Annotated in this window: 20 protein-coding genes and 1 pseudogene; 10 read left to right on the forward strand and 11 right to left on the reverse strand. The window is 42.4% G+C overall.

Going from position 1 to position 18,427, the window contains the following annotated elements; translation table 11 throughout:
* Nucleotides 1-27: 27 nt before the first annotated feature.
* Nucleotides 28-1,305, reverse strand: a complete 1,278-nt coding sequence (gene spoVV, locus JCM16418_RS09270; protein WP_036648006.1) for a dipicolinic acid transporter SpoVV — start codon at nucleotides 1,303-1,305, stop codon at nucleotides 28-30.
* A 451-nt stretch (nucleotides 1,306-1,756) separates the two neighbouring features.
* Between spoVV and JCM16418_RS09275 the strand changes: the two genes are divergently transcribed.
* Nucleotides 1,757-2,134, forward strand: a complete 378-nt coding sequence (locus JCM16418_RS09275; RefSeq protein ID WP_036648009.1) for a globin domain-containing protein — start codon at nucleotides 1,757-1,759, stop codon at nucleotides 2,132-2,134.
* 46 nt (nucleotides 2,135-2,180) lie between these two features.
* Nucleotides 2,181-2,882: a DUF2225 domain-containing protein gene (locus JCM16418_RS09280; RefSeq protein ID WP_148298775.1), complete on the forward strand. Its 702-nt coding sequence runs from the start codon at nucleotides 2,181-2,183 to the stop codon at nucleotides 2,880-2,882.
* On the opposite strand, the gene JCM16418_RS09285 is transcribed toward JCM16418_RS09280, so the two are convergent.
* Both JCM16418_RS09285 and JCM16418_RS09290 read right to left on the reverse strand, forming a co-directional pair.
* Nucleotides 2,879-3,127 (reverse strand): hypothetical protein, encoded by a 249-nt coding sequence (locus tag JCM16418_RS09285; protein WP_036648014.1) that lies wholly within the window; start codon nucleotides 3,125-3,127, stop codon nucleotides 2,879-2,881. The two genes, JCM16418_RS09280 and JCM16418_RS09285, sit on opposite strands and share 4 nt — an antisense overlap.
* A complete protein-coding gene (locus tag JCM16418_RS09290) occupies nucleotides 3,124-3,306 on the reverse strand; it encodes a YycC family protein (RefSeq protein ID WP_036648016.1) in 183 nt (60 codons plus the stop codon). The genes JCM16418_RS09285 and JCM16418_RS09290 overlap by 4 nt, the downstream gene beginning before the upstream one ends.
* Nucleotides 3,307-3,426: 120 nt before the next feature.
* Between JCM16418_RS09290 and JCM16418_RS09295 the strand changes: the two genes are divergently transcribed.
* Both JCM16418_RS09295 and JCM16418_RS09300 read left to right on the forward strand, forming a co-directional pair.
* Nucleotides 3,427-5,226, forward strand: a complete 1,800-nt coding sequence (locus JCM16418_RS09295; protein ID WP_036648018.1) for a M3 family oligoendopeptidase — start codon at nucleotides 3,427-3,429, stop codon at nucleotides 5,224-5,226.
* A 289-nt stretch (nucleotides 5,227-5,515) separates the two neighbouring features.
* Nucleotides 5,516-5,923: a hypothetical protein gene (locus JCM16418_RS09300; RefSeq protein WP_036648020.1), complete on the forward strand. Its 408-nt coding sequence runs from the start codon at nucleotides 5,516-5,518 to the stop codon at nucleotides 5,921-5,923.
* A gap of 202 nt (nucleotides 5,924-6,125) precedes the next feature.
* On the opposite strand, the gene JCM16418_RS09305 is transcribed toward JCM16418_RS09300, so the two are convergent.
* A complete protein-coding gene (locus JCM16418_RS09305) occupies nucleotides 6,126-6,371 on the reverse strand; it encodes an alpha/beta-type small acid-soluble spore protein (RefSeq protein ID WP_036648022.1) in 246 nt (81 codons plus the stop codon).
* A 94-nt stretch (nucleotides 6,372-6,465) separates the two neighbouring features.
* The gene (locus JCM16418_RS09310; RefSeq protein WP_036648025.1) at nucleotides 6,466-7,440 is read right to left on the reverse strand and encodes an aldose 1-epimerase; all 975 of its coding nucleotides are present in this window, start codon (nucleotides 7,438-7,440) and stop codon (nucleotides 6,466-6,468) included.
* Between the two features lie 456 nt (nucleotides 7,441-7,896).
* On the opposite strand from JCM16418_RS09310, the gene trpS reads away from it, so the two are divergent.
* Entirely contained in the window at nucleotides 7,897-8,889 is a 993-nt protein-coding gene (gene trpS, locus JCM16418_RS09315; RefSeq protein WP_036648027.1) for a tryptophan--tRNA ligase, read from the forward strand.
* 3 nt (nucleotides 8,890-8,892) lie between these two features.
* Here trpS and JCM16418_RS09320 read toward each other — a convergent pair whose 3' ends face one another.
* Nucleotides 8,893-9,078 (reverse strand): hypothetical protein, encoded by a 186-nt coding sequence (locus JCM16418_RS09320; RefSeq protein WP_036648028.1) that lies wholly within the window; start codon nucleotides 9,076-9,078, stop codon nucleotides 8,893-8,895.
* 119 nt (nucleotides 9,079-9,197) lie between these two features.
* Here JCM16418_RS09320 and JCM16418_RS09325 point away from each other — a divergent pair, with 119 nt between their 5' ends.
* Nucleotides 9,198-9,404, forward strand: coding sequence for an alpha/beta-type small acid-soluble spore protein (locus JCM16418_RS09325; RefSeq protein WP_036648030.1), 207 nt, complete (start codon nucleotides 9,198-9,200; stop codon nucleotides 9,402-9,404).
* A gap of 191 nt (nucleotides 9,405-9,595) precedes the next feature.
* Here JCM16418_RS09325 and JCM16418_RS09330 read toward each other — a convergent pair whose 3' ends face one another.
* A complete protein-coding gene (locus tag JCM16418_RS09330; protein ID WP_036648032.1) occupies nucleotides 9,596-10,585 on the reverse strand; it encodes a metal-dependent hydrolase in 990 nt (329 codons plus the stop codon).
* 222 nt (nucleotides 10,586-10,807) lie between these two features.
* Between JCM16418_RS09330 and cyoE the strand changes: the two genes are divergently transcribed.
* Nucleotides 10,808-11,743: a heme o synthase gene (gene cyoE / locus JCM16418_RS09335; protein ID WP_036648035.1), complete on the forward strand. Its 936-nt coding sequence runs from the start codon at nucleotides 10,808-10,810 to the stop codon at nucleotides 11,741-11,743.
* 73 nt (nucleotides 11,744-11,816) lie between these two features.
* The gene (locus tag JCM16418_RS09340) at nucleotides 11,817-12,425 is read left to right on the forward strand and encodes an SCO family protein (protein ID WP_036648038.1); all 609 of its coding nucleotides are present in this window, start codon (nucleotides 11,817-11,819) and stop codon (nucleotides 12,423-12,425) included.
* Nucleotides 12,426-12,500: 75 nt separating this feature from the next.
* Here the strand turns inward: JCM16418_RS09340 and JCM16418_RS09345 are convergent, their stop codons facing one another.
* From JCM16418_RS09345 to JCM16418_RS09350, 3 genes are all read right to left on the reverse strand, one after another.
* Nucleotides 12,501-12,863, reverse strand: a complete 363-nt coding sequence (locus JCM16418_RS09345) for a toprim domain-containing protein (RefSeq protein WP_036648040.1) — start codon at nucleotides 12,861-12,863, stop codon at nucleotides 12,501-12,503.
* Nucleotides 12,864-13,027: 164 nt separating this feature from the next.
* Entirely contained in the window at nucleotides 13,028-13,183 is a 156-nt protein-coding gene (locus JCM16418_RS26625; RefSeq protein ID WP_156327213.1) for a hypothetical protein, read from the reverse strand.
* Between the two features lie 121 nt (nucleotides 13,184-13,304).
* Nucleotides 13,305-14,462 (reverse strand): MFS transporter, encoded by a 1,158-nt coding sequence (locus JCM16418_RS09350; protein WP_036648042.1) that lies wholly within the window; start codon nucleotides 14,460-14,462, stop codon nucleotides 13,305-13,307.
* Nucleotides 14,463-14,670: 208 nt separating this feature from the next.
* Here JCM16418_RS09350 and JCM16418_RS09355 point away from each other — a divergent pair, with 208 nt between their 5' ends.
* On the forward strand, nucleotides 14,671-15,126 hold the full coding sequence (locus JCM16418_RS09355; protein WP_036648043.1) for a hypothetical protein: 456 nt from the start codon (nucleotides 14,671-14,673) through the stop codon (nucleotides 15,124-15,126).
* Nucleotides 15,127-15,176: 50 nt separating this feature from the next.
* A pseudogene (locus tag JCM16418_RS09365) lies at nucleotides 15,177-16,327 on the forward strand (transglutaminase domain-containing protein).
* A 134-nt stretch (nucleotides 16,328-16,461) separates the two neighbouring features.
* Here the strand turns inward: JCM16418_RS09365 and JCM16418_RS09370 are convergent.
* Nucleotides 16,462-18,306, reverse strand: a complete 1,845-nt coding sequence (locus tag JCM16418_RS09370) for a 5'-nucleotidase C-terminal domain-containing protein (RefSeq protein WP_036648047.1) — start codon at nucleotides 18,304-18,306, stop codon at nucleotides 16,462-16,464.
* Nucleotides 18,307-18,427 lie beyond the last annotated feature (121 nt).

Below are 18,427 nucleotides of genomic sequence, written 5' to 3' on the forward strand. Positions count from 1 at the left end.
AAACAATATCAGAGGATAACACAATGTTCATTTCTTTGAAACATGGCGGATATACCGACTTATGAAGCGAATGACTCCCCAACATAGGGAAATAAAGGTCATACTCAAAAGCAAAATAATCCACAACATAAAACGATCAGCAATTTCGGATGATATGGAGCTTGAAGCTGGTAAAGATATGGATGGAAGTGTGGAGATAGGGGAAGGTCCCATGACCAAATTCCAGCAGAGAAGCACAAGGCAGAAAGCCAAAATACCATGTATGAATCGGGCAATCATAAACGGAAGGTAGCGTAAATTGGTAGCATGTAAAATACTAGCCACCTGAGCATGGACCGACAATCCGCCCCAGGATAAAATAAACGCAGCCGCTGCAACCTTGTAAGGAAGAGCAACGGAAGCTCCTGCTTCTGCAGCATTCCGCGCCCCCAGTGTAACTTCGAATACTCCCCCGATGAGAGCCTCGGATAGGGCGGGAGGCAGACCGAATGTAGATAGAACGACCTCAAGTAGATGGTTGAGTCCAGACATGAAACCAGCCTGTGTCATAAGCTCTAAAAATACAGAGAAGAATACAACGAGCCCTCCAACGACAATAATAAGTCGAATAGAGGATTCGATCGCTTGCTGCAATAGCTCGCCAAGATTGCGGCCGTCTTCAATTCGGGCTTGATGCATAGATGAGAGGGCCTGTTTAAGACGGTTCTGATTACGGGGGACTGCCGTTGATTTCGGATGGAACGGTTTGATGTCATTCAAGCTGTCATCCGATGGTTCGTTTGATGCGTTTTCTTTTCCATGAAATCGCATTAATAGTCCGATCAATAGGCCACCACCGTAGTGTGCGAGGGCGAGAATAGCAGCGATCCTAGGCATTTGGAAAAAACCAACAGAAACCGCACCAATCAGAAAGATCGGATCAGATGAGGTAGTAAAGGCAACCAGACGTTCTCCTTCTTGACGGGTTAACATTCTTTGCTCCCAGAGTTTTGCAGTAAGCTTCGCACCAATCGGATAACCAGATACGTAGCCCATAGCAGCAACAAAGCCACCGCTCCCAGGGATTCTGAATAAAGGTCTCATCAATGGGTCAAGCAGGGTGCCCATTAAATGGACCACACCGAAGCCAAGCATCATTTCAGAAATGATAAAGAATGGAAACAATGAAGGAAATAAGACATCCCACCAAATAGACAGACCACGTAAAGCGGCTTCTAAATAAGGACCGGGGAAACATATCATAAGGAAAAGCAAGCCCGTGAGGAACGTCAACATTAGCGGCACGCCTAATGATTTAACAGCCATTTCTGAGCCTCCCGACATGTAGGACTTGAGAATTACTTCAACTTTCCTAGTTTTATGATGGGAGATGGACAAACATGACTAAAAAAAGTTAGTAAGCGTTTACAAAACATACTGCATTTTAAAAAAAACTGTGGTAAAATAAGTGAACAAATCATAAAAAACTTCCAAAAAACAACTTTAATATATGGATGGAGTGATGAGATCATGAGTATGGTCGCTGGTCTTCTAGTCTGTGCTTTCGTGTATGTCATTCGCGCCTCGCTATTCCGCTCGGGGGAAGAGGACTGGAGCAGTTATTAAATAATGTAAAGGGCGCTAAGCAATCGTTTAGCGCCTTTTTTTGTTTTTTGTTATAATGGAAATAAATTTAAAATGAAGAAACGCATCCGCTATATACAAATTTAGCGTAGCCGTTTTTTCTTATCATAACAGGAAAGTTGGCGACTTAAGGATGAATCCAAACTTGACCATCTACGAAAATTTGGGCGGTGAAGAAGCGGTACGAGCTCTGGTATCTGTATTTTATCCCAAAGTTCAAAAGGACCCAATTATTGGACCGCTCTTCCCTGAAGATATCTATCCCGTGATGGAGAAACAATTTATGTTTCTTACTCAATTTTTTGGAGGCCCAGGACTTTATACACAGCAAGTTGGCCCCCCAATGATGAGAGCAAGACATTTACCTTTTCCGATTACAGATGTGCATGCTGATGCTTGGTTACGCTGTATGGGTGAGGCGTTGACTGAAATTGGAGTGGAAGAGACACTTCGCACATTCACGTTAAATCGGCTTTCAGGCCCTGCGCATCATTTTGTAAATACACCCTAATTTAGCTTGAAAACAATACAGAGGTTTGGAAAGGAATTGGGGTTTTTTGACGTTAGAACCGCTGTATTCCATAGACGTTACATGCTATAATTGCGAACACAAATTTACTTCATCTCGCGTTCGTCCTAGCTATAAAAAAGCAATTCGGACAGATTCCGATTTCTGCTCCTACTATAAGAATGAGAATCCTGATTTCTATGTCGTAAGAGTTTGTCCAGAGTGTGGTTTCGCATCAACTGAGAATTCTTTAGAGCGTTTGAATGATACACAGAAAAAAGACTTCAGGGAGAAAATCGGCAACCGCTGGATTAAACGTGATTTTGGCGGGAAACGTAATTGGGATGTGGCACTGGAGACGTATAAACTGGCCTTATTGTGTGCGCAAACCATAGGAGATACAGAGCGGATTGTAGCGAGTATATTGCATCATATTTCCTGGCTGCATCGTTACAAGGGGGATGAATTACAAGAACGGCGGTTTTTAACCTATTGTCTTGAGTCCTATATTCGAGTGTATGAGCTAGAAGGTGTAGGTGCGAATAACGCAAGATTGTTATATCTTATTGGCGAATTGAACCGACGAATTGGTGAGTTTACAAACGCAGTGAAATGGTTCGCGCGTGTAATTAATGATAAGAACATTATAGACTCGGCAATGATTCGGGCTTCGCGGGAACAGTGGGCTGTTCTTCGTGAACAAATGATTGCGAAACAAATGGAATTACCAGGCGAGATGAATCCCGCCTAGTGATTTGCATTTCGGTAACGAATAGGTTTATCAAAGAGTAAATAATCCGTATCGGTGTCCAGTACAGTGGAACGATTGCTACAGCAAGGAAATACGAGGAGTTTCTTTTTACCATCATGGATGGATTGTAATTCCTTGGGCTTCATCGGAAGCCTCACATTGACTGCGTCGCAGAAGGGGCACTCTTGTACATAAATATCTCCCATAATTAGGTCATATGGCCAGGTATTAATAAATGGGATCATGAGGGATCCTTCGCGTCTGTATCAGCATTCTTCTGATCAAGTGCAGGCTCTTCCTTAGATAGTTCGGCAATTTTCTGAAGTAAAATATGCTGTGGCATATGCATTAATTGTTCGAGGGGAACACCAAGTTTCTCAGATAACTTTATAGCCGTATCCGGCGATATTTGTAAGGGTCTCATACGTATAATTTCCTCCTGCTCCTATGGAGCAACGATTACTAAATCGTCAGATTATTCTATATAGTTTACCATAAGGTCTTATAAATAAAAAAGATTATGATACCACGGGAGGTAGCTTATATGAAAAATAACTTACAATTAACTTGGGATTTAGAGTCCATATTCCCTGGAGGATCATCTTCAGAAGCTTTTAAAACGTATTTGCAAGATTTGGAGCAGGATATTACGAAGTTACAGCAATCTATACAAGAATCAAAGTTGCCTACGACACTTGAAGAAACACGTTCATTTGATGGAATTATTGTTCTGTTAGAGAGTTGTATATCTCGTCTTTCGGAGGCGAGTGCTTTTGTAAGTTGTTTACAGGCACAGGATGTGAAGGATAAGAAAGCAGTGCAATGCTCTGGACAAATTAGTACACTTGTAGCTTTGCTAAAAGGAACAATCACAGAATTTGACCATATTTTACGTTCAACAGAGGATGCGGTATGGACTCAATGGGTGGATCGTGAAGAATTAAGACCAATTGCCTTCGTATTAAATGAGAGCAGGGAGCAGGCGCGTGAGAAACTAAGCCCTGAGCTAGAAAGTCTTGCGCTTGATCTAGCAGTAGATGGATACCATGGCTGGAGTGACTTCTACGACACTATTGTCAGCCGTGTAGAGATTCCTTTTGAAGAGGATGGTAATACTGTATTGCTCTCCGCAGGTCAGGCAGCAAACAAGATGCATAGTCCAGACCGTGAACTACGTGAATCGATGTTCAAGAAGTGGGAAGAAGCTTGGAATGATGTAGAAGATTATTGTTCAGACACCTTAAATCATTTGGGTGGATTTCGTTTGAAATTGTATGAACGCCGTCAGTGGGATAGTGTGCTTAAAGAGCCTCTTGAGATTAACCGTATGTCCCAAGAAACGTTGGATGCCATGTGGAATGTCATTAAGGATAACAAGCCTGCATTTGTTAAATATCTAGAACGGAAGGCACAGCTATTAGGTGTTGATAAATTAAGCTGGGTAGATGTCGAAGCTCCAATTGGCAAAAGTACAGGCAAAATTTCTTATCAGGAAGCAGCAGAGACGATTGTCGAGCAATTCCGTAAGTTTAGCCCTAGAATGGCGAATTTTGCTGAAAGAGCTTTTGATGAATCATGGATTGAAGCGGAAGACCGTCCAGGTAAGCGCCCAGGCGGTTTTTGTACATCGCTTCCAGTCAGTAAATCGACACGGATTTTTATGACTTTTGGAGGCACCGCTTCGAATGTCTCGACTTTAGCTCATGAGCTTGGACATGGCTATCATCAGCATGTGATGGATGATTTGCCAGTGCTTAATCAGAACTATGCAATGAACGTGGCTGAAACAGCTTCTACTTTGGCTGAGATGATTGTATCGGATGCACTTGTACAATCTGCTGAGGATGAGCAGGAGAAGCTGGCATTGCTCGAAGATAAGATTCAGAGAAGCGTTGCATTTTATATGAATATTCATGCCCGTTTCTTATTTGAAACTCGTTTCTACGATCGTCGTAAACAAGGACTTGTAAGTGCGCAGGAGCTCAATGAATTAATGGAAGAGGCACAGAAAGAAGCATTCTGTGGCGTATTATCATCATATCATCCACATTTCTGGGCATCGAAGATGCATTTTTATATTACAGGTGTACCATTCTATAACTTCCCGTATACTTTCGGTTATCTATTCAGTGCAGGGATTTATGGACGTGCTATGCAAGAGGGTGCGGCATTTGCAGATAAATACGATGCTCTACTTCAGGATACAGGTTCCATGACCGTTGAAGAGCTCGCTCAGAAGCATCTGGGTGCTGATTTGACCGTAAGAGATTTCTGGCAGAGTGCTGTGGATCTTAGCGTTGCAGATGTAGAACAATTCTTGAGTATGACTGAGCATTTAGTGTAATTTCAGTATTTGGGAAGGGAAATAAAAAAGGGAAGATCTACTGTGTTTAGGGCAGGTCTTCCCTTTTTTAGGGTGCTATCAATATACATAGATGTATACGAATTTTTGAATATTTTGTCATATTATCATGCTTATTAGCGTTTTCTAGTATTAATTATTAAAATATAACGCAAATAATAGTAATAAATACCCAATTATGTTTTAAATTGTTGTATGGTAACAAATAATGTCTTATAATGAGTCATAAGCCCTATAATATTTGATCGAAAAATGACAGAGGAGGCGGAAAATGCTTAAACCGGAGCAATTATCCTTAGGTAGACAGTTGGATTTAGTATTTAGAGAGCTTGAAGATGAGCTATCTTGCTTATCTTCGGGCACAGTGTTTGTGCAAATACGCAATAATACGATTGGTAAGTTTGGGATTCGCCATCTTCCCTTGGAAGGACGTAATGGAGAAATTTGCTCTCAGGACAAAGGACTAACACCTGTGCAATATTCATCCTTCCGCTTGATGGCGCTTGAGAGTCTTAAGTACAAGCGTCGCTGGACACACGGAGAAATTAGTTATGAATTTACAGTAAGACAGAGCATACTCGCAGTGGACGCCATACTAGAATCGAATTATAACATGGCTAATTTAATGATTCGCTACCCACGACATACATACCCTGATTTGGCCTCTGAAGTATATTAAAATAGAGTTATCCAGAACTTATACATGTATTATTAAGTATTCAGTAGTTATTCATTAGTAAGATTATTATCTAATAACAAATTGTCTTATTATAAGATGTTAAAAGGCCGCCTTTGATAACCAAAGGCGGCCTTTCATTGATAAGGGTTTTGCGGCTTTAGTCCGCGTTCCACTTATTTATCACAACAGATATACATGCGAATTATTGGTTTGAACGACCCGATAATTGCTGCTCTGCCAATTGCACCAGACGTTTCGTAATATAACCACCCAAAGAACCAGTTTCACGGGATGTGTAGTTACCGTAATATCCGTCTTGAGGAATCGTTACACCCAGTTCTTGTGCTGCTTCATATTTCAGTTGTTGAAGTGCAGCATTCGCTTGAGGTACTACAAGATTGTTAGAACGACTGCGACCTTGATTTTGTCCTTGTCCTGCTTGACCCATGTTTGTCACCTCCTCCTGAACTTTATGGAGTTATTATGGTGTTCAGGATTTGAAAACATACAAGAAAAGAGGACAAATATATTGGTAATTATTATCAAGGAGTAGGATAGATCATTTCTAGCTGAAGATCCATATCAATAACTTTACCTGGCTCTAAGCGAATCAATCCGGTAACCTCAGGCCCTACTTCAAGATTAGGAGCATTGGCAAGCCAAGTGTAAGGCTCAATACATAAGAATTGATCAGCAGGTCCTTTTGTATATAGAACCCAATGTTTATAATAGGCAGGATCAGCAGAATACTTAAGACCATAGCCATCATTACGCATCAGACGTGCCTCTATGGGTTGTCCTTGACCAATGCTTAATAGCGTATCGAAATCAGTTCCTGCAAGGTTCATACCCTTGTTTAACTCTTCTAGTGGTCCCAATGGAAGTTGGCCACCAGTGGGAATCAGATCGTTGTCCAATTCATAAATCCCGTTAACGGGTAACTGTAAGTTCCATTGGTCTGGCTGACCGTCAATTAGAAACCAAGTGTGAAATCCAATGCCGAATGGAATGGCATGTTCTCCCAAATGAGTAACTTTTAGATGCTGTTTTAACTGAGCACCCTGCAAACGGATTGTCATTTCTAGCTTAAGTGAAACAGGGAACTGTGACATCCAATGAGGATCATCAGCGGTTAGGAATTCGGTAGTAATCGTGCAGCCGTCCTCATCTTCTTCGATATCGCTAACCCGCCAAGGTTGAGTACGATGTAAACCATGAATATGGTTGTCACCAGCTGTGTTACGGTCAAACTGATAAGATATTCCGTCATATTCAAATTGTCCTCCGCGAATACGGCCAGGTGGAATGAGCATTGGCATGCCGAAGTGATAAGGCTTCTGCATATAGAATGCTAAATCTTCCTCAGCGGGTCCACGAAGAACTTGTCTGTTTTGAATGTTATCCCAAATTGAAATTACATTGTTTCCTAGCCACGGCGAAAGCGTAACTTCAAGCTCACGGCTATGAAGGATGTACGTATCGTAACCATTCCATTGTCCTTTGGTCACTTGTTTCATATCGTTGCTCCTTTGCACACATATAATCTGATCTCTGTAATCATATACACGTATCATAACAGATTTTATCCCTTCTCGTAAAAAGGGATTTGACAGTTTCACCATTGAGTTTTATCATTGCAGTAAGGTTTCAATGATTATGAACAACACGATGATAGGGACAAGTAAGCAAAGACGGCCTAACCTTCAGAAAGCCGGTGGGAGATGTGAACCGGTGGAGCCGATTTTGCTGAATGGACTTGAGTGCCGAGTTGAAGGGAAGCACTAGTGATTTCCTGCGTAGCCGGCCGGGTTCATTCCACGTTAACGGAATTAGAAGTTCGCTTAAGAATTTTGTGAATTTTGACGTATTATACAATATCTTAGTTTTTAAGCGATAATTAAGGGTGGCACCACGGTCTCACGTCCCTTGCGGATGTGGGGCCTTTTTGTATATATATGAATGGAGGATTTGTTATGAAAACCGTTCTTTCTGGTATTCAGCCAAGTGGAAAATTAACTTTGGGTAATTACATTGGCGCAATACGAAATTTTGTTAAGCTTCAAAACGATTACAAATGTAATTTTATGGTGGTAGATTTGCACGCTATAACAGTTCCTCAGGATCCAGCTATGCTGCGGGAGCAATCGGAATCTGTTGCCGCTTTCTATATTGCTGCTGGGATTGATCCCAACCTGGCTAACGTCTACATGCAGTCCCATGTACCTCAGCATGCAGAGCTAGGATGGTTGCTCACGACGCTCACAGCAATGGGCGAACTTGAGCGTATGACACAATTTAAAGATAAGTCTGAAGGTAAGGAATCCGTGGGTGCAGGTTTGTTCGTATATCCATCACTCATGGCGGCCGATATTCTAATTTATAATGCAGATCTCGTACCCGTAGGTGAAGATCAGAAGCAACATTTGGAGCTTACACGTGATTTGGCAGGAAGATTTAATCATCGATATGGTAACTATTTTACGATTCCAGATCCTTATATTCCAAAAGTCGGAGCTCGTATTATGTCACTTGATGATGCTTCCAAGAAAATGAGTAAAAGTAATCCGAATCCAGGAAGCAGTATTTCGCTATTGGATACACCTGATGTCATCCGCAAGAAAATCAGCCGTGCCACGACCGATTCAGGTAAGGAGGTTCGTTATGATCCTGCTACTAAACCGGAAGTTAGCAATCTAATGAGTATTTATTCCGAATGTTCAGGACTTTCTTTAACTGAAATTCAGGATCAATACGATGGCCAAATGTATGGCGGATTCAAAAAGGAATTGGCTGAAGTGCTTGTTGGAACGCTCGAACCGATTCAGCAGCGTTATTATGAAATTCGCGAATCTGGCGAAATTCATGATATTCTGGCAAAAGGCGCAGCGGATGCAAGGGAAACAGCTTCAAAAGTACTGGCAGACGTGAAAGAGCGTATGGGTTTCTTGCCAGCCTTTAAATCTTAAAATTTATCCGCGAGTTTCATCAAGAAGGCGGTTTCGCTTGGCTTTTACGATAAATCCCCAGCCGATGTTAAAGATAGACACAACACCAAGCAAAACAGCGATCCACCCATTAAAACTGATGGCGATTGCGGATGCAGCGAGCAGTACCATAGATGAGAATGCAAACCAAAGAGATAGACCTTTACTCATTGTAAAAAACCTCCAATAGGAATATAGAAAACTTTTCGTATAACCTAGAACCTCTGAGCCATAATAAGTTTGCAAGCTTGCATTTTATCAAAGACGCAAATTTGAAGGGAGATTATATTATGGCTTCGAATAACTTAGTGGTACCACAAGCAAATGCTGCTTTGCAGCAATTGAAAATGGAGGCAGCTCAAGAGCTGGGTGTAACCATTCCACAAGACGGGTACTATGGTAACTATACTTCCCGTGAGACTGGGTCCCTCGGAGGCTATATCACCAAACGACTAGTACAACTTGCAGAACAGTCCCTTTCTGGTCGTAACCAATAATACAAACCAAAAAAGTTTCAACCCGAAGCGAATTCATGCTTCGGGTTTTTTACTGATTTACGGTGATTTTCTCCTATACAGGATCATTCGTCAAGTGAAAACTATTCTTGTTGCAATACACACAAAGACGGTCACTTCTATTAGTAATGAAGTGACCGTCTTTGAATAGCTACCCGGAGGATGCTGTTAATTTAGCGTGTTTCCGTATGAATGGACAGGCGCTCTTCCATTTTTTTATGACTGAGCCAACCGACATAATTATTAATCGTTTGAAATTGTTTATCCATTACAATGACTGCAACAAAAGGATATTGTCTGCGATGTCTATACCGGACATCGGCCCAACGAACGATATAACCCCAAGATAGATGCTCAACTTCGGCTACGGCAAATGAAGTGAAGTAGAGAAAGGCTTTGACATCGGGATGAAGCTTGGAGTGTTCTACAGCAGGATGCTGTGTAGAGACTTCGTGCTTTCTCCATTCAAGCACATGATTGTTCATGACGCCAATGTCATAGCTTCCATCGGGAAGCGCTTTGACGATATGCCATTTTCTGAATGAAATCGTCGGAATCACATAGTAGTGATGACCTGGCTGCGCATTTGGATCTTTGTGTTTAACTTCCGCTGTCTTGAGACCATGAGCCGCTGTGCGCCATACATAGTAAAAGGCAGTGAGGACGTAGAGAGTTGCAAATAGGGGTGCTGGTTTAACAAGACCCGTGCTCCACAATAGAACCGCTACCGCATGGGTACTAAATATAAATGGATCGAAAATATGAATGATATTCCACGATATCCATTTCTCCGTAAATGGGCGAAATGCTTGAGTACCATACGTGTTGAACAAATCGCTAAAGACGTGAACACAAACGGCGATTCCCGTCCAGAGTACAAGATGCCCTGGAGGTGCACCCTGAAACAGAAGGGCTAGCAGTGCGCTAATTAGTGCGGTCCATATGATTAAGAAAGGTAGAGAATGAGTAATTCCCCGATGATTCTTAACATATAGAGCATTACTCTTCAGGCGGAGAATTCCGTCGAAATCCGGGGCCTGAGACCCGATGACGGTACCTATCAGTACGGCTACAGCAAGTGTAGGACTTGCCGCTACGACGGGATCGACGTAGGCGAGACCGGCCAGACTGAGGCCCATCACAAAATGTGTGGCTGTATCCATTACCATGTCTCCTTTAAGAATGAAATACTTCCTTCATATATTAACTACCCAATTATGGATCAAACTATAAGGTGATGATCATAATAAATATGTCACTAAATTGTCAAAATGGTGAATGAATTTGAAGAGGATTGTCAAACACTTTTACCGTTGGATATGATAAACTTTATAGCGGAGGTTGTTTTGCCTCCACAAAGACAGAAATAAGGAGGAACTTAAGGCGTGGACAATCATCTGAGTTATCAAGCTCCTTCAGATTCCGCAGCACTTTCCATTAATCAAACGCCTCCGAATCAATCGGCGACGTGGAAAGATTTCATCACATTGACGAAACCCGGAATTATCCGGTCTAATTTAATTGCTGTTTTTGCAGGCTTTTGGGTCGCATCCCAGTGGGATATTCAAATAGGCAAAATGATTTTAACTTTGCTTGGGACCGTATTGGTAATGGCTTCTGCCTGTGTATATAACAATTACTTTGATCGTGAGTTGGATTTAAAAATGGAGCGGACCCGTAATCGTGCGCTTCCAACAGGTTTATTAAAACCTAAGGTCGTATTGTGGTATGCTTTTGTGCTCGGTGTACTTGGACTAGCTGATTTATTTATTTTTTCTGGCGTGCTTGCTGGAATATTTGGTTTAATTGGTATGCTTGTGTATGCCGTTGTATATACGATGTGGCTTAAGCGTTCATCTACTTGGAGTACATCGGTTGGAGCCATTTCCGGGGCTATGCCGCCTGTTATCGGATATGTGGCTGTAACGAACACAGTAGACATGGGTGCTATTCTTTTGTTTGGTTTGTTATTTTTATGGCAGCCGCCGCATTTCTGGGCACTTGGGATTCGCCGTGTAGAGGAATATAGAGCTGCTGGCTATCCGCTACTACCTGTTGTTAAAGGTATTCAGCGGACAAAGATTCAGATTATCCCTTACTTGGTGTTACTAGTTCCAATTCCGATTCTCATGTACACACTTGGCTATACAGGTATTGTATTCATGATCGTCTCGTTACTTCTTTCCTTGGTTTGGCTGTATTTAGGTATTCGAGGATTTAAAGCCAAAAATGATGATGCTTGGGCCAAGAAGTTGTTCTTCTTCTCTATTAACTATTTGACTATAAGCTTAATCGTTATGATTTTAGATACGGTACATTAATCTTATTTAATCATCAATTTATGAATCCCATGATCTCATGGGATTCTTTGCTAAGAAGGGGCGATTTGGACAAATGTGGAAACGTTATAAATGGACATGGATATTACTGGCAGTTGTAGTCGTAGTTGCCGGATTTCTGGTCGTGAATTCGCTAGGTCTTGGCAAGGAGAAACTGCCTGTAATCTCTACGGTAGAGAATTTCTCATTTGAGAATGTGGATGGAAAAACCGTTACTCTAGACGATACGAAGGGTAAGGTTCGACTATTTTATTTCTTCTATACCAGTTGTCCGGACGTTTGTCCGATCACAACCTTTATGCTCTCGCAGACTCAGAAACAACTTATTAAGGATGGTTTATTTAATAAGGATGTACAATTTGTTTCGATTTCCTTTGATCCGAAAGTAGACACAAGAGAGAAGATTAAACAATTCGGTGATAAATTTTACGTCGATTATAATGGTTGGTATTTCTTAAGAGGCGAAGATCAGAAGATTAGGGATATTGCGGAGAAATCATTCAAAATTGGCATTATTGGCGATAATAAAGATAACTATTCCCATTCTAACTTAATTGCTTTGGTCGACCGGGATAATCAAGTTCGTAAGCTTTATAATGCTAATGATACAGAAAATGTAACTGCAGAAGTATTGGCGAAGGATGTTAAGGATTTAGCAAAATAATGAGCATAGTGTACCAAGCGGCTATTGCCTTATCCCCGTGGGGAAAGACAATAGCCGCTTTTTTTGATTGCAGATTTAAGTCTTAGTGACCCATGGGAGATTGGGATCTGGGTAAATAATAAATTCATCTAAGCCAGCTTTCTCAAGCTGAGCAATCAAATATTCATTAGGCGTACCTTCGACACCAGGATAACCGCGGCGTGTATATAGGTGAGCCGCGTCGGGAAAAGCATCGCGCAGTACGCCACGAATCTTCTTGCCCGAGCTGTCATTATCCATAAATAAATATACTTCATCATGTTTAATTCGTTTGATCAACGATTCAAGTTTTAGTGAATTCAATGTTCCAAAAGTACAAACGATGTTAATTTCGGGATCAAGCAAACGTCTGAGCTTGCTACGGTCGTTTTTTCCTTCGACAATAATAAAGATAGACATAGTAACTCACCTCGAGTTATAAGGAATTTAATCCTCGAAATTCCCCGGGAAATGTTGAACAATGTGACCCCGGTGCTTCTAGTGTAGCTTCTTTTTCGGTATACATGCAAAAAAACAGAAAACGATCTGCCAATATGAGGTGGCAGATCGTTTCATAGCATCATTTAGAAACAGAATGCACGGAGAATAATGACAAGTAGGATGAAGAGTACCAGAATGACACCAGTGGAAGTACCTAAACCTCCTACACAAGGAGAAACCACCGGAGCAGTTACCACGGGTGCTACAGAACCACAACCACAGTTATTGTATTGACCCATCTATCTCACCCCTCTTCTAAACTGAGATGGCGTATTACAAAATATCTTATGTAGAGGGGGATGAGAAATTTTGTGCTCTGGCCTAATCATCTTATTTTGGTTATTTAACCAAGGATCTCTTCTAAATTGGATTTTGTTTGATATTGCCATATAGGGATTTAGAGGATTTACGATATGAAGGCAGGATCATAAGACCCGTCATTAAGAGAACGAAAGCAATGTAATATGGTGAAATGACATGACGAAGCTGGCCTGCTGTAATAGGGCCGATAAAGGATCCAATAGACATGGCGATGGATTGGAGAGAGAAGATCCTCCCCATTTTGATACCCCCGCTGAGTTCAATGAAGAGGGTTGCCAATCCAGGGAATATGATCCCTTTAGCCGCTCCTAGAATAAATAAGGTGACAACGAGCGGAATGGATGGTACAGCAGCTAAAATGTAAAAGCAAAGAGCGAGAACCAGCACACCTGCTAAGACTCTTTTAAAGGGGGCAAAGCGATTAATGAATAACATACTTAATGTAAATAATGCACCAAAGCTCATGAGGGAGAAAAGAATTCCCGTGGACATCATCCCAGCTACTCCGGGTGTACGCAGTGGTAACTCAAAGAATAGAATGCCTTGAGAGCAGGCAACGACAAAGGGCAGAATGAAGAAACGCCAGGATACTTTTATCTTTGGGGCGGTAATGTCGCTAGGCTGCATAGCCGCTTGTCTTTTGGCCATTTGAAGAGGGCTTGGCACAATGAAAATGGCTAAGATACCTGTCACAATGAGCAGCCAGCCTAAACTCTGAAATGTAGCTGAGAAGCCTGCATTAGCGACGATGAAGGCTCCAGCAGCAGGAGAAAGAACGGAAGCTAGCGTATGGACCACCCCGTGGCCTGACATGTATTTTCCCTGAGTCATCTGATTGTTAGAGAGTGATGCAAGCAGGGTCAAACAGGCGGGTGAGAGGAAAGCCAGAACAAACCCACTGATTGAACGAAGTACGAGCAGCTGCCATGGGAACTGGACATACGCTTGTAACAACAAGACAATTCCGGCAGAGATAAGGCTGAAAATAATATAACGCCGGCTTCCATGACGATCGATGACCGTACCCGCAATTAAATTACCGGGCAAATGGGTTAGGGCATAAATGCCCATCATCCAACCGATAAAGACGGGTGCCGCTCCTAGTGATATGGCAAACGGGGTAAGTATGGGGTACTGAGCGTGCAGGTCAAAGAATGCCAGAAACAAAAAAAGATACAACCAAATCGCAGTTTTCAAATAAGCAACTCCTTTCGCTGTGAATGACAAATAAGGGCAGACAAGTCCAATCTTTCTATACTTGTACGTTTCTAGTTGGCAGACTATACCTCTTTTCTGTAAATAGGGTTAGGCTGACACATGAAGGGGGAATCATGTATAATCAGAGGCAGAGTGTTATTTCGATTATTACTCGATGCCAAGCCATGTTGATGGGAGTGAATAGGTAATGGATATGCAGGTATGGTTTGATTTTTTGAAACAAAATTGGCTGGTGATTCTGATTGCTCTGGTTGTGCTATTCGTCGTTATTAATGTGGTCAAAACGATGGCGAAATGGGCCTTGGTCATTCTAATTGTCGTTGGACTTATTGTATATAGTGGTAAGTCGCTCGATCAGATTAGTAGCGTGGTGAAAACGGTTAAGGATGAGACCGTCGATACCGTAAAGACCGAAGCAATGAAGGTCATGATCAAAGAAGCTAAGGATGCAAAATATACATCAAGCGGTGACGGGAATTATACGATTACGTCCCCAAACTTAGAAATGAAGGGCCAGGCTGGTAAGGAAAAGGTGGATGTCACTTTTCGCGGAGTCCCACTCGGACAATGGAAAATAAATGACACGGTTCATTCTTTTATTGCCGAATCGAAGAATAATTCCAGTGTCACATCAGGCAAATAATAACCCTGATAAGATGGGAATATTCAAGATCCTGGAGAGGAGGTCATCTCATGTTACTGTTATGGATGAAGAGTCTGCAGGATTTCAACATCGTGTCGATCCTTTTATTATTGATTATCCTAGTATCCTTGTTTCAAGGCTGGCGCAAGGGCGCTTCTCATTCGGCAGGAAGACTGTTATCTTTGCTTCGTGATGGTGTCTTTGTGCTGCTTAGCTACTTATATCGATTCCATTTACGTTATGGCTTTCTCCACGGGTACAGGAGTGGCTAGCGCAATACGGTAGTCAGATGCCGAGCAGGGAATTGAAAATATGGGAGCAAATATACTATACGTTTATAACTTCGCTAGTCGATTTTACATTGATGCGTTTTGCGGTGTTATTTGTGATCAGTTACTGTATTATTCGTTTTCTAATCAGTTGGCTAACCGTGCTGATCTTTGGGGGACGGGCAGCATTATTTGATCCAGGCAAACGTAAATCAGCATCGATGCTCAGCCGCTTATCCGGTGCAGGAATCGGTGCGTTAATTGGCTTGGCTCGGTGTATTGTAGTCGTAGCTCTGCTGTTTATTTATGTATCGCTATATCCAAGTAACTCTATAAGTCGCTATGTCGAAGCTTCACCGATATACAAGGAAGGGGCTCAGACAGTGATGGAACCCTTGTCCGGCCATTTGGTGAAGGACAAGCTACCTGTATTTACAAAAGCGGTCGAAAAAGAGTTGGGCGGCATCATGCAGCGTAAATACGAGGTTATCGATCATGCGATACCCGATGATATCGATCTTGCTGCCGCTGAAGTTGTGAATGGTGCGAATACGGATGAAGAGAAAGCACGCCGTTTGTATACATGGGTCGGCAGTCGAGTAACCTATGACCATAATAAAGTAGATGATTATGAGCAAAAAGGGATTTGGCATGAGCAAAATCCGCAAGACACCTTCGATACAAAGCGTGGCGTTTGCATCGATTATGCCCGCCTTTATGCTGTTATGGCTCGTTCGCAAGGGCTGAAGGTGCATGTCATTACGGGACAGGGATACAATGGGCAGGGAGCATATGGGCCGCATGCGTGGAATGAAGTATTTCTAAGCGAGAAGCAGAAATGGATTCCACTGGATTCGACTTGGGCTCAAAGCGGAGATTGGTTTAATCCCCCTAAATTTGCGGAGACGCATATTAAAGAGAAGGTATTGTAAATCTGCTTCCGAAGAATATACAAAGTTAATAAACAAAAGGGAAGGCCAAGAATTATACTTGACCTTCCCTTTTTGATAGCTTCATGCATGCATCGTACCGAAAACTTTTTCGTGTATATTTAATTACTCTAAATTTAAGCAGGAAGCTTAATTCGTTGGCCTGGGTAAATGCGGTTCGCATTCTTGATATGGTTCAGCTCGCGAAGCACATTCCATGTCGTATGATATTTCTTGGAAATACTTGTCAATGTATCGCCTTTCTTCACGACATACACAGCAGCGTCGGCTGGAGCTACAGGCTTAGGTACAGGTTTTACTTCAGGTTTTGGCTGTGGACTAGGAGTAGTCGGTTTTACAGGCTCTGGTTTCACAGATGGAGTTGCTGGTACTTCTGGTTTAGTAGTCGTGTCAACGACAGGCATAGGACCTTCGGTGATACGACCAGCAGACTCAGCGAGGATTTGGCCACCCTTTTGAATATAAGTGATCAATGCCTCATCCAGTGCACCATACATACCCGCTTGTTTATATTTCGAGAACATGGTGTATTGGTCGCCGCCGATCGCCATAAAGTCATTGGTTGCTAAGGAATAGATGGCTTTAGGATCAAGTGCTTTGTCCCCAACTTTAACGGAGTGAACGCGGCTGCCCTTCGGCTTGGAGGTGTCAATTTTGAAGCTGACGCCTGAGACTTGGGAGAAGCCACCCTTGGACTGAGGGTAATCGGAAACGCCATTCTCAAGAGCAGCCAGAACATCGGCGCCTGTTACTTTGAGCTGCACGATTTGATTGCCAAATGGCAGTACAGTTACGATATCACCCTTAGTAATCGTTCCAGCTTCAATGGAAGCGCGAATACCGCCACCGTTCGTAATGGCTATATCCGATTTACTAACATCACGCATTGCGTCTGCCAAAAGATCACCGAGGTTGGTTTCGCCAGTACGTGCTTTTTCGCGGGAGCCTTCTAGTTTAACAGGTGTTTCACCTAGCTTTTCTTTTAGAATCGGCTCTTGCGCTTTGCGAATGGAATCTACGAGCGCAGCTACCTTTTCATCTGGTTTGATGTTAGCGGCCTTCTTCTCATCAACAAGCTTCGCTTCTTTCTTCACGACTTTACCGCCATCAACCCATACATCAACGACACCAATGTATTTCGTGTATTCACCGGCACTTGCAATCAGCGTGTTATTATCGCCTGCAAGTCCATTCTCAAGCACTGTATGGCTGTGTCCATCAATGAATACATCAATACCTGGTACTTCCTTCACCAGCTTAAGGCTGGTATCAATGCTTGATTTATCCTCGCCTAAATGGCCGATACCAACAATGACATCCACTTTGCTGCGTAGCTCGCTTACAAGTTTCTTAGCTTCAACAGCAGGGTCGGTAATTTGCAGACCTGCTACATTCGTCGGATTGGTTTTATACATCGTTTCAGGTGTGCTGAACGCCATAATTCCGATTTTGACACCATCGACTTCTTTAATTAGATAAGGTTTAAAAAGATTTGTTCCATCCGCTTGCTTCACGTTGGAGCTTAGAAGAGGGAATTTCATCATGCCAGATAACTCAACAAGTCGTTTCCAGCCATAGTTGAACTCATGATTACCTGGAACCATAGCGTCATAGCCCATTTCATTCATCACTTTAACGACACTTTCACCTTGAACTAAAGTAGCAAATGGCGTTCCATGGACAGCATCACCTGCGTCAAGCAGCAGGGTATCCGGATTCTGGCTGCGGTATTGATTAATAATGCCTGTAATCTTAGCAAATCCCATTTCAGGTGAAGATTCTACTGCCCGGGCATGCATGTCGTTCGTGTGCAGTAAGGTAATATGTTTGCCAGTTGTTGAAGCAGGATTAGTACTTGCGTTTGCGTTAGCATCACCTTCTGCAGCAGCAACGGTGCCAACAGAACCTACTAGTAGGCCTACGCTCAGAAGTAGAGATGTAACCCATTTTGTTTTGACCATGAAATCTCGTAACCTCCCTAAATATATACAGATAATTGTCTTCCATATAATTCTAGATGGATACCAAAGCCTAGTGCAATAGGACTTGATAATCCATTTCGATAGGACTATGCCGGGAGTC

Origin of the sequence: Paenibacillus pini JCM 16418 (assembly GCF_000576305.1) — a bacterium.
Lineage (GTDB): Bacteria > Bacillota > Bacilli > Paenibacillales > Paenibacillaceae > Paenibacillus_AQ > Paenibacillus_AQ pini.

What these genes read in the sequence shown, in the direction of transcription:
- JCM16418_RS09370 (WP_036648047.1), bottom strand. Translation starts at nt 18,306, where the DNA reads ATGGTCAAAACAAAATGGGTTACATCTCTACTTCTGAGCGTAGGCCTA.
- JCM16418_RS09290 (WP_036648016.1), bottom strand. Translation starts at nt 3,306, where the DNA reads ATGAGACCCTTACAAATATCGCCGGATACGGCTATAAAGTTATCTGAG.
- JCM16418_RS09285 (WP_036648014.1), bottom strand. Translation starts at nt 3,127, where the DNA reads ATGATCCCATTTATTAATACCTGGCCATATGACCTAATTATGGGAGAT.
- JCM16418_RS09275 (WP_036648009.1), top strand. Translation starts at nt 1,757, where the DNA reads ATGAATCCAAACTTGACCATCTACGAAAATTTGGGCGGTGAAGAAGCG.
- JCM16418_RS09340 (WP_036648038.1), top strand. Translation starts at nt 11,817, where the DNA reads ATGTGGAAACGTTATAAATGGACATGGATATTACTGGCAGTTGTAGTC.
- JCM16418_RS09310 (WP_036648025.1), bottom strand. Translation starts at nt 7,440, where the DNA reads ATGAAACAAGTGACCAAAGGACAATGGAATGGTTACGATACGTACATC.
- JCM16418_RS09305 (WP_036648022.1), bottom strand. Translation starts at nt 6,371, where the DNA reads ATGGGTCAAGCAGGACAAGGACAAAATCAAGGTCGCAGTCGTTCTAAC.
- spoVV (WP_036648006.1), bottom strand. Translation starts at nt 1,305, where the DNA reads ATGGCTGTTAAATCATTAGGCGTGCCGCTAATGTTGACGTTCCTCACG.
- JCM16418_RS09330 (WP_036648032.1), bottom strand. Translation starts at nt 10,585, where the DNA reads ATGGATACAGCCACACATTTTGTGATGGGCCTCAGTCTGGCCGGTCTC.
- JCM16418_RS09300 (WP_036648020.1), top strand. Translation starts at nt 5,516, where the DNA reads ATGCTTAAACCGGAGCAATTATCCTTAGGTAGACAGTTGGATTTAGTA.
- trpS (WP_036648027.1), top strand. Translation starts at nt 7,897, where the DNA reads ATGAAAACCGTTCTTTCTGGTATTCAGCCAAGTGGAAAATTAACTTTG.
- JCM16418_RS09320 (WP_036648028.1), bottom strand. Translation starts at nt 9,078, where the DNA reads ATGAGTAAAGGTCTATCTCTTTGGTTTGCATTCTCATCTATGGTACTG.
- JCM16418_RS09295 (WP_036648018.1), top strand. Translation starts at nt 3,427, where the DNA reads ATGAAAAATAACTTACAATTAACTTGGGATTTAGAGTCCATATTCCCT.
- JCM16418_RS09345 (WP_036648040.1), bottom strand. Translation starts at nt 12,863, where the DNA reads ATGTCTATCTTTATTATTGTCGAAGGAAAAAACGACCGTAGCAAGCTC.
- JCM16418_RS09355 (WP_036648043.1), top strand. Translation starts at nt 14,671, where the DNA reads ATGGATATGCAGGTATGGTTTGATTTTTTGAAACAAAATTGGCTGGTG.
- JCM16418_RS09325 (WP_036648030.1), top strand. Translation starts at nt 9,198, where the DNA reads ATGGCTTCGAATAACTTAGTGGTACCACAAGCAAATGCTGCTTTGCAG.
- JCM16418_RS26625 (WP_156327213.1), bottom strand. Translation starts at nt 13,183, where the DNA reads ATGGGTCAATACAATAACTGTGGTTGTGGTTCTGTAGCACCCGTGGTA.